The organism is Arachnia propionica (assembly GCF_037055325.1).
Classification (GTDB): Bacteria; Actinomycetota; Actinomycetes; order Propionibacteriales; family Propionibacteriaceae; genus Arachnia.
Map to the genome: position 1 here is coordinate 1,809,147 of NZ_CP146373.1, position 12,568 is coordinate 1,821,714.

13 protein-coding genes are annotated in these 12,568 nt (G+C 62.0%); 7 read left to right on the forward strand and 6 right to left on the reverse strand.

The genetic code is table 11. From position 1 onward, the window contains the following. Positions 1 to 87 precede the first annotated feature (87 nt). The 7 genes from V7R84_RS08350 (at position 88) to V7R84_RS08380 (ending at position 6,126) form a co-directional block, all read left to right on the forward strand. A complete protein-coding gene (locus tag V7R84_RS08350; RefSeq protein WP_338567918.1) occupies positions 88 to 330 on the forward strand; it encodes a DUF6507 family protein in 243 nt (80 codons plus the stop codon). Next, the gene (locus tag V7R84_RS08355) at positions 327 to 1,658 is read left to right on the forward strand and encodes a hypothetical protein (protein WP_338567919.1); all 1,332 of its coding nucleotides are present in this window, start codon (positions 327 to 329) and stop codon (positions 1,656 to 1,658) included. Before V7R84_RS08350 ends, V7R84_RS08355 begins: the two co-directional genes overlap by 4 nt. Beyond that, positions 1,655 to 2,134, forward strand: coding sequence for a hypothetical protein (locus V7R84_RS08360; protein WP_338567920.1), 480 nt, complete (start codon positions 1,655 to 1,657; stop codon positions 2,132 to 2,134). Before V7R84_RS08355 ends, V7R84_RS08360 begins: the two co-directional genes overlap by 4 nt. Next, complete coding sequence (locus V7R84_RS08365) at positions 2,131 to 3,480, forward strand: hypothetical protein (protein WP_338567922.1); 1,350 nt, start codon at positions 2,131 to 2,133, stop codon at positions 3,478 to 3,480. Before V7R84_RS08360 ends, V7R84_RS08365 begins: the two co-directional genes overlap by 4 nt. Next, positions 3,477 to 3,941, forward strand: a complete 465-nt coding sequence (locus V7R84_RS08370) for a hypothetical protein (RefSeq protein ID WP_338567924.1) — start codon at positions 3,477 to 3,479, stop codon at positions 3,939 to 3,941. Before V7R84_RS08365 ends, V7R84_RS08370 begins: the two co-directional genes overlap by 4 nt. Before the next feature lie 64 nt (positions 3,942 to 4,005). Then, positions 4,006 to 4,590: a helix-turn-helix domain-containing protein gene (locus V7R84_RS08375; RefSeq protein WP_338567926.1), complete on the forward strand. Its 585-nt coding sequence runs from the start codon at positions 4,006 to 4,008 to the stop codon at positions 4,588 to 4,590. A gap of 42 nt (positions 4,591 to 4,632) precedes the next feature. Further along, positions 4,633 to 6,126, forward strand: a complete 1,494-nt coding sequence (locus tag V7R84_RS08380) for an alpha/beta fold hydrolase (RefSeq protein ID WP_338567927.1) — start codon at positions 4,633 to 4,635, stop codon at positions 6,124 to 6,126. 78 nt (positions 6,127 to 6,204) lie between these two features. Here V7R84_RS08380 and V7R84_RS08385 read toward each other — a convergent pair whose 3' ends face one another. The 6 genes from V7R84_RS08385 to V7R84_RS08410 form a co-directional block, all read right to left on the reverse strand. Beyond that, the gene (locus V7R84_RS08385; protein WP_338567928.1) at positions 6,205 to 7,290 is read right to left on the reverse strand and encodes an alkene reductase; all 1,086 of its coding nucleotides are present in this window, start codon (positions 7,288 to 7,290) and stop codon (positions 6,205 to 6,207) included. Positions 7,291 to 7,435: 145 nt separating this feature from the next. Beyond that, positions 7,436 to 8,050 carry an RloB family protein gene (locus tag V7R84_RS08390; RefSeq protein ID WP_338567929.1) on the reverse strand — a complete coding sequence of 205 codons (615 nt, stop codon included), beginning with the start codon at positions 8,048 to 8,050 and terminating at the stop codon, positions 7,436 to 7,438. A gap of 6 nt (positions 8,051 to 8,056) precedes the next feature. After that, positions 8,057 to 9,376 carry an ATP-binding protein gene (locus tag V7R84_RS08395; protein WP_338567930.1) on the reverse strand — a complete coding sequence of 440 codons (1,320 nt, stop codon included), beginning with the start codon at positions 9,374 to 9,376 and terminating at the stop codon, positions 8,057 to 8,059. 158 nt (positions 9,377 to 9,534) lie between these two features. Continuing rightward, on the reverse strand, positions 9,535 to 10,023 hold the full coding sequence (locus V7R84_RS08400) for a GNAT family N-acetyltransferase (RefSeq protein ID WP_338567932.1): 489 nt from the start codon (positions 10,021 to 10,023) through the stop codon (positions 9,535 to 9,537). Between the two features lie 137 nt (positions 10,024 to 10,160). Beyond that, positions 10,161 to 10,454, reverse strand: a complete 294-nt coding sequence (locus V7R84_RS08405; protein ID WP_338567934.1) for a nucleotidyltransferase family protein — start codon at positions 10,452 to 10,454, stop codon at positions 10,161 to 10,163. Positions 10,455 to 10,658: 204 nt separating this feature from the next. Beyond that, positions 10,659 to 12,008: a CotH kinase family protein gene (locus tag V7R84_RS08410; protein ID WP_338567935.1), complete on the reverse strand. Its 1,350-nt coding sequence runs from the start codon at positions 12,006 to 12,008 to the stop codon at positions 10,659 to 10,661. Between the last annotated feature and the right edge of the window lie 560 nt (positions 12,009 to 12,568).

Sequence of the window (12,568 nt, forward strand, 5' to 3'; positions counted from 1 at the left end):
ACACCACTCATCGTCCCTACGGGGCCCGCGCCCCACCTCAACGACACGCCACCCCTGTCAACGCTCAGCCGCCCTCACCCACCCACTTTGCCGACCCCCTGGTGCGCCAGAGGGGAAGCAGCTCAGATCGCTTCAGCACTGTGCGGGGTTTACAACCGTGTCCTGACTCGAAACATGACCGCGGCAGAACAGAAGGCCTCCAAGGCCGTTGCAGGTGGACGCGGGGCGGTCGCTGCGATCCAGCAGGGCGACCAGGAAATGGCGCGCAGGACCGAGCTCGACGCCAGAAATGCCGGAGAAATCAAAATCATGGATGGAATGGAAATATGACAGTCAACTACGAAGTTCTTCTGGACTGGCCCGACGCCGCCTCAATAGGTTCAGCAGCCGAGAGGTTGGCGCAATATGGAACTTCATTCTCCGACACGTTCAGTAGCGCAAATAGCATCTGGGGCAGGCTGGGGAGCTGTTACGAGACCCCTCACCAAGGTTACCTATTAACGGCGTTTGAACCCGCGGTACGAGACGCCGAATCCGCCGCAAAGGGCAGCGCGGTGGCGGCGACAGAAATGGGGGCATTTGCAACCGTTCTGGAAGAATACGAACCGAGAAGAAAACAGCTCGTCGCCGAGGCAGAGGCATTCAATTTAAAGGGTTGTCCGCTAGACGAGGTTGCGGCAGAGGAGCAACGCAAAGAGGGGGAAGCTCTCCAAAGGCAGATAAATGAACTGGGGGAGCTGTACAGAAAAACAGTTACCGAATGCGTCCAGGGCCTGTCGAAAATTGAAGGCAATGGTGAACTTTCAGATCCCGACTCGAAGGCCTGGCTTCAATTTGTTGGCGAGCAGGCGCTGGGACTCGGGGGTGCAGTCGCGGATTCAATCCGCCTGAGAACCAAAACTTCCATAGGCCACTGGACGTTCTGGATCAAGCCTGGAAACAACTTCCTGGTTCGCATAATGGCTCGATTGGGGAAGAACTGCGAGTGGATACAGAAACTGGCGAGCTGGTCGGCTGTCTGGAACGGGAAACCGTACACCAAGTCCAAGACCAGGCTGGCCGTGAAGGCATTCAGTTACCCAGCAGGAAAAACATGGTGGCAAAGATTCGGTTACATGTTCCGCGAGTCGCTCTTCGGCCCCAAGAGCAATGTGGCACTTGGCCCGGTGACCACGAAGACTGCGCCGGGAAGAACCAGCCTCGGAGTGGGCAGGAACCAAACATCGACTGTCAGATTCAGGATACCCACAACAGCCGCCAATGTCGGGAGGGGCCTAGGATGGCTCGGAACCGGGCTGACCTTCGCAAGTGAATACAGTCGAGCACAGGAGCGCTACACCACACAGGAACCGCATCTCAGCGAATCCGAACGCGCACTGAAATCCACCGAAACCGCTACGGTTCGCACAGCAGGCCAAGCAGGCACTTCCGCAATTGCAGGAGCGTTTGCAGCCGGTGCCACTGGAGCAGCATTTGGATCAACCGTACCCGTGGCCGGCACCGCCGTTGGTTTCGCCGTCGGCCTCGGCGTCGGCTTGGCCCAGATGATCAAGCTTGGCGACGGCAAGACCGTCGGAGAGCACATCGGCGACGGAGTCGAGGGATTCTGGAATGGCCTCAAGGGAGGCATAGAGCGCATCGGAGGCCTGTTCGGATGACTCTTCTGGACGCCATGCCCCCCGGAGCAATAGTAGCGAGAGCGATTTTTCTGGTCACCGGTATCGCAGGACTATGGGTGGGACTCTCAATAAGAAACGAATCAACACCTCAATTTGTCGTCAATTATCGAGGAGGACCCTCACGGGCCCTGGGACTACCTTTCGGAGGAGTTGGCATGCTCTCCCTATTCTTGGGGGACTACTTCAAATACCTCCCTCCCCTACTCGTGGTCTTCATTGGCGGAACAGGAGTCCTATGCATACTGGTCTGGCTTTCGAGTTTTTTGATCATGTTCCCCAGATTCCTCACCCCCTCCTGGTACCGACGGGCCCTAAAAGCCGGGGTCCCACGACACGACCCCCACCTCATGGGAAAATTCAAGGCACTCCCCAAGGAAACCCAGAAACAGCTGGTCCTACTCCGACGAGAACACGAGGCCGCACCGAACGAAACCCCAGGAACCGAAACGTCATGAACCCCACCCTGACCGGCACCTGCTTCGCCTTCGACGTGCCCGCCGCCTGGACGGCGGAGGCGAACGACGGGCTGGTCACCGCTACCTCGGACGAGTCGGTCGCGGGCTTCACCCCGAACGTCGTGCTGCGGGAGTGGCGGGTGAAACGTCCCGTCCGATCCTCCTTGGCGCGGGCATCGTGGGCGAACCTCCGGGAGATCTCCTGGAAGCAGACCGTCCTCCACGTGGAGGCGATTCCCGATCGAAAGGCCAACGGGGACATCCGGGAGCGCCGCCGGTTGTGGGCGTTCTCCGCTCCGGACGCTGCCGGAGGTGACGCCGAATCGCCTGGTTTGTTGACGATCCGCGACCTGCTGATAAGCGGAAAAGCGCTGGCGGAGCTGAAAGTGACCGCGCCCTGGCGCTCCTGGCATCGCGGCGATATGCACGAGACGATCCTGAACAGCCTCCGCCCCCTACCTCGCAAGGAACGCGGGATTCCTCGCGAGGAACTGACCGCCGACGCGCTCCTCTGCGACGAGTGGGCGGAGCGGCGCGACGACGCGCCCCGGGAAAACCTGGAGATCCTCGAACCGCCCGAACTTCAGCCGGTCATACCTTATTCCCCGTGGCGAGCCGAACCCGTCGACACCGCCCCTGTCATTCCCTGCCTCTCCACCGAGGTCGTCGAGCTCCCCGAGAAAGCCTTCAAGGCCTTCAACGACCTGGCATTACTCGACCGCTCTGCGAAGAAAACAATGCTGACCTACACCGGCTGGAAGCTGGTGCGGGCAGGGTTGACGGGCTGGGACGGTGTGTTCACAGAGCTGGGGGCGCGGGTGGCTCGGCACCTACGAAACGGACGGCACCTGACATTGCAGGTGAAGGGCTCTTCACCGAGGCTGCTGACCTTCTGGATCGACGGCCCGACCGCCCTGGCTGTCTTGTCCTTCATCTGCCCATACACCACTTCCGACAGGAGCGCCCTCGGTTTCTGCCCCACGGAGCGGATTCCCCGGGTCCTACTGGAGCTGATTGGATTCCATCCCGTCTGGAACATGCGTTTCCGCTACACCGTGACGCGATACGAGCTGCTGGCAAAGCTGCTGGCCGACATCCCACCCAGCACCGCGACCCGGAGGGATGCCGTCGCATTCTCCGCGCAGCCTTGGGTTCCGATGTCCCTGCTCGGTCCGGACGGGGAACCGGCGCTCACCTGGGTGATGACCCCACACCGCGGGGCCGCGATCCTGAGGAACCGGGCGGATGAGGACGAGATCACCGTGACCAGCAACCCACGACGACCCTTCTGGGAGCTCCTCCTGGATGCCTCAATGCGACTCGCCCGGCAGGGATCCAACTCATGATCCTGCTTGATTCCGCACAGCGCGGCACCACATCCCCCGTGTCCTTGGGCATCTTCCTGGTTGTCCTCGGAATCCTGGCGCTCTGGGGAGGGATACGCATGCGGAATGCGCGGATCCCGAATTTCGTCACGACCTACAACGGAAGATCCTCAGGAACCCTGGCCCTGCCCTACACGGGGATCTGTCTGATCTGTTTGGGCGTCGCGGATTCACTTCCCGTGTGGGCGAAAGGACTGATCGGCCTGATCTTCTTCCCCACCGGGGCCATCGCGCTGCTGGGGATGCTTTTCTGGTTCCCACGTTTCCTGCTGCCCGCCTGGTACCGCAGAGCGATCAAGGCCGGAATTCCCCGCAACGACCGCCATCTCATGGGCTGGTTCAAAGAACTCTCCGAGAACGGCCAAGAGGAGCTGATCCGATTGCGTGAGGAACACGAAACCCGAACCTCCGCCACTGATTGACCCCACGACCCACAGAAGATAACGTCGTTACCCAACATTGTCGTCGCAACTGCGCGGAGGGGTCGTGAGTCGCAGCTCGGAACTGACGAGACAACGCATCCTGGAGGCAGCCTCGGAGGAGTTCCAGGCCCACGGCTTCCAGGAGGCCAGCATGCGGCGCATCGCGCACGTCGCGGAAACCACAACGGGTGCGATCTACCACTACTTCCCCAGCAAGGAGTTGCTCTTCGACGCACTCGTGCACGAACCCACCGAGCAGCTGTTCGAGCTGTGGGTCACTCTCCACGAGTCACCGGAAACCAACGCCTTCGAGGCCCACGACCGTTCCGCCGACTGCACCGCCGCAGTCCTCACCTTCGTCTACGACCACATCGACGCGTTCCGGTTGGTTTTCTGCCACGCAGCCGGGACGAAGTACGAGGACTATCCTGAACGGCTGATCGCCGTCGAGGAGGTGATCTACCGTCTTCTCCCCGGGCTCGACAATTCCCCTGCGGACGAGCTCTTCCTCCGCACCGTCGCAGCCTCGGGCATCGAGGCGTTGCGCAAAGCGGTTGAGCACGGCCTTTCCCGCAAAGAGGCCCACAAATACATGAATAAAACCCGAGAGTTCCGCCTGAACGGCTGGAGCGCTCTGGCCGCCGCCTGAAACACGAACCACGAGCAACCACGCAACGCCCCGGAGGGCACAATGATATTCGAGACGACGTTCGGCAGGGTGACCTCGGAGGGGGTTGGGGTATCCAGAAGCGGAAAACCCATCCAGCGTTTCCTGGGAATCCCCTACGCCCGGGCCGAGCGATTCCAGGATCCCGAACCCATCGCCCCCATCAAGGGTCAGGACGTCAATTCAGGAAAAGGACACTGCTTCCCCCAGCACATGCCCTCCACATTCATGAATTTCCTCCTGAAGAACATCCAGCCTCGACGGGAATGGCAACCGCGGGAGGACATCCAGGGCGAGGACTCCCTGCGCATCAACGTCTGGACCTCCGATCTGGAGACCCAGAAACCGGTGCTCGTCTTCCTCCACGGCGGCGACTGCGGATCCGGCACAACCCCCATCTACGACGGCGCCCACCTCGCCGAACAAGACATCGTCGTGGTCACGATCAACTACCGGATCGGGCTGTTCGGACACCTCCACGTGGTCGACGGGGACCGGATCAGCTGTGACCGCGCCCTCCTTGACCAACAGCTGGCCCTGCGCTGGATCCGAACCCACATCGCGGAACTCGGCGGAGACCCCGACAACATCACCCTGATGGGACACTGCAGCGGCGCGTTCTACGCCCTGCACCAAATCCTCAACCCCTACAACCGGGACCTTTTCCATCGCCTGATCCTGTGCAGCGGACAGGGCATCACACCCAATCCCCTGATCCCGGAAAAGGAACGCGAAGCATTTCAGGATTTCCTCTCCAAGAATCGCCTATCCAGCTATTCCGAACTTCTTTCCTTACCCCCGGAGAAGATTCTCAAACTCAAACCTCCGCAGACCTTCTTGTCCACCACCGTGGATGAAACATTCTTCCTGGGAGATCCCCTCGAATCACTGGAGGAGGGGTATTTCCCACGCATCCCCGTCATCATCGGTTCGGCCTCCGACGAGCTGTCCATGCTCAAAGTTCCCATGCAGTACAAGCGCTTGGGAATCGCAACCAGCAAATCCAAGTTCCCGTCCGCCGTCGAGAAGATGTTCGGTCCCCGGGCAGGAGAAATCGCGGAAGCGTTGCGCCCGGAGGCGGACGACGTCGCCGACCTCCAGATCAAGATGATGGAGCTGGTGATGTTCCACGGTCCCGCCCTCAACCTGATGGACAGGTTCTCACGGTTCACCGACATCTACGGGTACCGCTTCGAGTACATCCCGCAGCTCTACCACGGGTTGCGCGGTGCCTTCCACGGCGCGGAGGTCGCGATGTTCTTCGACAACCTGGACAGACTGAACGTCCCGATCAACGACGAGAACAACTTCGGCATCACCACGATCCAGCAGGATTGGTTGTCGTTCCTCTACGAGGGAGTCATCCGCGAACGCTCCTACTTCGACTCGGAGGACACCATCACCCATTACCGGGGTCAGCCCAAGGACATCGACTTCCCGCATGCCGATCTCCTGCGGGATCTGGAGGGAAACGACCTCGCAAATCAGCTGTTCAACACCTTCATGCGTCACCGCTGAGTACCGCTGCCGCGGGCACACTCCCGCCGTGGTTTCGGCACGACCCGCTCGCTGACGTCCGCAGGCCGGAGCCAACCCTCAGGAAGAAGTCTCCCCGTGGAGCACCGGGTAGTCGGTGTATCCGCTGGCCCCACCGCCGTAGACCGTCTCCTGGATCGGGGTGTTCTCCGGTGCGCCGGTGCGCCAGCGCTCCACCAGGTCCGGATTGGCCAGCGCAGGCCTGCCCACCCCCACCGCCTCGGCCACGCCGTCGGCGACGAGGGCGGCTGCTTCCTCCCGGTCCGTCACGGTCTCGAAACCCCGATTCGCCACCAGCGGGGCACCGACGGTACGTCGGATCCCCTGCACCAGATCGCCGTCGGGGGCTGTGTGGAGGATGTCGATGAACCCCAACCCCAGCGAGGTGAGTTCCCGGGCGAGGTGCTGGTAGGTGGCCTCGACGTCAACGGGATCGGTTTCCTCGATGCCCTGAATGTTGTGCTCGGGCGACAACCGGATGGAGGTGCGCTGCCCGCCGATCTCGGCGGCGACCGCCCGCGTCACCTCGAGGGCCAGGCGTGCTCGCCGATGCGGATCGCCGCCCCATTCATCGTCGCGCATGTTGGTGTTGGGCGCGAGGAACTGATGGATCAGGTAGCCGTTGGCACCGTGGATCTGAACGCCGTCCATTCCGGCATCGACGGCGTTGCGGGCTGCCCGCACCCAGGATTCGATGATTCGTTCGATCTCGGGTCCGGTGAGGGCTTCGGCCTGGACGTAGTCGACGCGTCCCGACTGATTGTGCGTGTATCCGGGGGCCGTCGTTGCACTGGCCGAGACCACCCGACCGGTTCCGTTGATCGTCGGATGGCTGAGCCGTCCGGCGTGCATGATCTGCATGACGATGGTGCCACCGTGTGCGTGCACCGCGTCGGTCACCTTCTGCCACCCCGTCACCTGTCCGGCTGTCTCAATGCCCGGTTGCCCCAGCCAGGTGCGCGCCGCCAGGTCGGGAAACGCTCCCTCCGTCACGATCAGCCCCATCGATGCACGCTGCGCGTAGTACTCGGCGACCATGTCGCTGGGGACACCGTCCCGACCGCAGCGGAGCCGGGTCATCGGCGCCATGACGAGCCGGTTGCGTACACGGTAGGGGCCGAGGTCACAGGGGGAGAAAAGATCCATGGGGACCATCCTCACCCCAACAGTCGGTTCGGGCAACAACCCACGTCGCACAGTCCCCTACATTGTCGGGTTTCGATGATCTCGATGACCTTCGCAAGGACATTTCCCCTTGGCCCACTCCCCATCGTCAGGTTACAAACCAGCCTCAACCATGCACTGGATCGCACGTGAGCAGCCCGAGCCGTTCGAGGAGACGCGGAACCGCGGTCGACGGACTCGCTCCCTGCTCATTCGCCCCGGGAATGGTCGCCCCTGTCAGGCAGCATCGTCGCACCGCATCTGGGAAGGCGTCGTAGGGAAAATCCTTCGGGAGGTTCTTAGCCGCCGCCCCAGTGAGTCCGGTCAGCCGCATGTAATGCCTCTTGGCATCCTCTTGGTCCCGGTATTTCTGCACCCTTTCGTAGTGCGCGTTCAACCACACCTCGAAACACGGAGTGGAGACGATGCCGACCATCCGTGTCCCACGCACCCTCCGGCAGGCCTCGAGGAAGCCCTGCCGATCCTTTCCGTCGTGGTCGACGACGATCCAGACCTCGTCGTACTCGTCCAGTCCTCCCTGGCTCCTCGTGAGGTTTCTGACGATGGTCTCTGGCTCCTTGCCGTTTTCTCCCCTGACCGTGATGGAAAGGTTGGCACCACGCGGTACGCGGCGGCGGATTCCCTCCAGATAGCTCTTCTCGGTCTTCTCCCCATTGGTGACGAGCAGGATCGTCGTCCGGGTCGCGCGGAGCGCGGTTCGGCGTCGAAGTTTTCCACTCATTTCCGGTCATTCCGCAGCACTGGTGGATGCCGCGAGGGCCTCCGGCAAGTCGAAAAGTTTCGACAGATCGAGAGTGGGCAAAGCACCGAAACGACCGGCCAGATAACGTTTCTGTTCGTTGTTTCCGGGGCGCGAATCGAAATCAGCGAGCGAGTAGAGTTCACTGGCGCCATTTTGTCCCTTTTCCGTGAACCAGATCTCGCCGGCTTCCAGGCAGCGTTCTGGATGGTTTCCCATGAGTGAGGTGTCATGGGTAGAGAAGAGGATCTGGGCCCCAGTCCGGTTGATGTCGGGGTCCTTGAACATGGTCACCAGGGCCGCCGCCAGAAGTGGGTGCAGGCTGGCGTCGAGTTCATCGATGACAAGAAGCGCGCCACGCGCCAGGACGTCGACAGCGGGGGCAGCAGTGGCGAGCCACGTGATTGTGCCATCGCTCTGGGCGCCGAGGCCGAGCTCAAATTCCTCGCCATCGAGGCCACCGTGGGTGAACACGAGTGATCTCATGACTGGGTCGATGGCATCTCTGGGAATTTCTCCCGGTTCGTCCACCGCCGCGGCGAGCATGGCGCGGATTCGCGCCAGCACGTTCGGGGGAACCTGTTGCTCCTGAACCTCGACTCCGACAATTCCCAAGTCGGCGACGGCTGCGAGCGCGTCGATGATTTCTTTCCAGCCAGCCGGCGCCTCCACCATCCGCGACATGACCCATTGCAGCCGTTGCTGCTCGTTGTCGCTCTCCCGGCGGACGGGAAGAAGAGCCGTGCCTCTTCTCAGACCTCTTGCTATGGGCTGAAAAGTGGCGTGGCGATAGCGTGCGGCAACCGCGAGCATGAGATCGCCGGGTGTGAGTATGCGCCTCACCTCAGCGGTGGGGCCCTTGACCGATGCACCCACTCGCATCTCCATCTCGGTGTCGGGGCCGTGTTGCTCTCGGGCGAACAGAAGGCGTCGAACGCCTTTGGGGTAGGCGATCAGAGACTCTGAGCGCACGCCCCAGGGAACGGCCTCGACGACGTAGCGGTATCGCACGTCGTCAGTCACGAAGTTGGCCTCGTACACGGTGGGGTGTTCCGGAGAAACCGCAGCGTGAGGCCGATAGAGGGGCGTTCCCGGTTCAGCCACTGCGGCGCCCAGACGAGCCAGGGCTGCCAAGAGAGTCGACTTGCCCGATGCGTTCGCCCCGTAGAGCGCCGCCACGCGGTAGGTGACGTCCTCCCAGGTCTGTGGCGCCTTCGGGGTCTGGGTACGCAGGCTCGGGCGCACGAAGGACAGCTGGGCCGACTCCGTGAAGCACTGGTAGTTGGAGACGGTGAAGTCGAGCAGCATGACCGCAACACTACCAGCAGATCGCAGATTTGAGTCATTTTCGGAAAAATTTTCCCAGATCAGCGCTTTTTCAAGGATTCACTTGGCGATTTCCCGCCTTTTGGGCAGCTCACATCAACGCCGGTGAGCTCGTCACGCAGGGACGACGGCGAGTCTTCTCAGCCGGCCAGGTCCTTGATCATGATGAGCTCGTCGCCCTCCTCGCGATACTCGACGAAGCCGGCGCGCCGGTACAGACGCAGGGCGGGATTCGCCTTCTGCACGGACAGGGATGCCCGCCGATGGCCGAGGGTTCGCAGGTGATCGAGCAACCGATCCATCAGGACCGTGCCAATGCCCTGGCCCCGGTGTTCGGGCAGCAGCGAGATCGACAGCAATGGGGTGGCATCGTCGACGTGGCCGTACGTCCTGACGATGCGAGCCCACGCCGCCCCGACCACCGCACCCTCGACCTCCGCCACCAGGCAGTGATCGTCGGGGAGGGTACCGAAACCCTCGATGAACGCGGCGAGCTCGGGTTCACGGATGATCGAACGTGGAATCTCGCCATCGAAGTCCTCGGGGATGAAAATCGCCTCGTACAGGAAGTCCTCGAGTAGCGGGTACTCCGCCTCCCGCATCTGCCGGATCACGGTTCCCGTGGGCACGGTTGTCTCCCTTCACGTCGGATGGCCTCACCCCAGTTCTACGCATCCGGTCCCGCGACAATATCGCAGGATCAGCATCAATGGCTATCGCATGCGCTTACTCTGCCGCATCGATCATCTCGTCAAGAATGGCAAGATCACGCCGCATAGAAAGGCTCCGCTTCGGCCAGCACATGGTCACGCATCCGACGATGAATGGCTCGACGAGAGACGAGGTCCACTCTCCGCCCAAGAATTTCGGACAGTCCCTCCGTAAGATCCTCGATCTCCCACCCCAAACGCACACCAGGTTTCAGAGAAAACAGGAGATCAATGTCGCTATCAGGGCCGGCGTCCCCACGCGCCACGGAGCCGAAAATTTCAAGGCTCGCGATCCCGTAGCGTTCACACAATTCGCGCAAACGTTCGTGGTCCACGACTTGGATCGTCATGTTCAAAGTCTAGATGCCACCCAACCCATCCCCCGCCAGCGGTTCACCGGCCTCCCCTGAGTTGCGGCGCAGACATCCCGTCGCCCCGCGGTTCGCTGGCCTTACCGGTGAACGCCTGCCTTACAGGCAAACGCCAGCGCTACAGCGCAAGCAAACGACCATAAGACAAGCGAGCCCTGGGGCGACACCGGAGGACGGCGGCTTCTACGTGGTGAAGTAGACCGCGATCGTTTGTTTGTCGGCCTCCACCGCGGATTGTTCGATGAGGGAACTGGCCTGGTCGGTGAGGACCTTGGCGCGGGCGTCGAGGATGGTCTGGGCCACACCTGAGGTGTAGAGCTCCTGCTTGAGGCGGTCGCGTTCCGCCGACACCTTGGTCTCGCCGTCCATGAGCGAGTTGAACCGGTCCACCAGGGCATTCGCCCTCGTTCCGCGTCCGCCACCGTCACCGGGTTGCTGTCTGGCATCCGGGGGCTGCTGGCCTCCGGCGCCACCCGGGGGCTGGCCATTCGACGGTGCACTCCCGTCCCCCGATGGCTGGCCGCCCCCACCGGGGGGTTGGCCGCCGTCGCCGTGCCACCGCTGCCCGACCCCGGCTCCAGGTTTGAGGCCGAAGGCGCAGTTGTGGTCCCATGCGACCACAGTCATCTGGTTTGCCTGCTCCGCCCACCACAGGAAGGAGTTGTTGCCGGGTCCGGTGATGTCGTCGAAGTTGTCGATAACATCCTCGAAGGCCAGGTAGGTGACCATCTTGTCGACGTCGACCCGCTGCGCTAGCCCCGACTGGAAATCGGCATCGCTGGACTCGTTGATAAACTGCAGGAACTCGATCAGCGGGGTGAGATTCGCCTCCCCGGTTTCCTGGTCGAAGACGTCCTTGTAGGCAGACTCGTCGGTGCCGCGGTAGGTGTAGTCGCCGGTGGATTCCGCCTTGTACAGCAGCCCCGCGACGTCGAAATTCTGCGCCACCCAGGATTCGTCGAGATCCTGGCAGGTCAGCCGCAGCACCGGGTCGGAGCCGTTGACACTGAGGCTGATGTGGGCAGCCTTCTCGCTGGCCAGCCCGGTTGTGGCGAGCAGATCGAGGGCCACCGCCTCATTCAGGGCGGAGGTCGTCGCACCGGCGCGGATCACCATGCGGGTCATACCCTCGTGGTTCGCGCCGTCGACGAACTTGTCGAATCGCACCAGCCACGGCAACTGCTGTGGTGCGGTGTCGGCGGAGACTCCCTGCAGGGACGAGTTTCCCTTCAACTTCAGCCCGGCTTTTTCGTGCGCGACCCCATCGACGGTGACCGTTGCCTCGATCCAGTTCTTGGTCTGGTTCGACGTGTAGGCGGTGATCATTTCCTGATAGGCGCTCTGGTCGACGGTGATCTCCACCGAGTGGAGCGAATCCGCGGCGAGATAGCCGTTGGTCACACCGCCCGCCGATGCGCTCGATGTTCCCTGCGACCCCACGGCCTGGAGCGACGCGCATCCAGTCAGGGCGACGGTCCCGACCGCCCCCACACCCAGTGCGGCGAGAACACCGCGACGAGATATCCGTTTCATGAATCCTCCTGATGCTGTTCGGAGATTCTATGGAACCGAGGGGTCCTGAGCCGCGGCCCAGCCGACGCTGTGCTCCCGCTGTCAATTCGTCGACCCGCACAGAGACCTACCGTTCACGGACAAGAACCTGGCCTGGGGATCGAGCAGAGTTCGAGACCCGGACCGGTATGTCCGGAAGTGTTCCCGCGAGCCGATCCTCCAGAGCGGCTGCGCGACCCCTGAGAAAATCGCACCATAAGCACCAGGAATACCTTTGGATGCGGTATGCGAAATCCTGACTTCAGAGAGGAAGATACACGATTTACATTTCTTCAGAAATTCACCTGACCACCAGCGAACGTCTCGAGATCACCAAGATACATTTCACCACCACTTCGAGGATTTCTTGATGTCCCATGCATCCTGACGTATCGATGAATCCCTGCCTCTCACCTCCCTGGACCTGAATTCTAGCCCCGAGGAGGATCTCACCCCCCAGGATGGGCTGTGGTGGTCGAGGGGCTCCGGGTCCACCTGGCCGAACACATCGTCGTCCACCACCACGCCCATGGTGACCACGC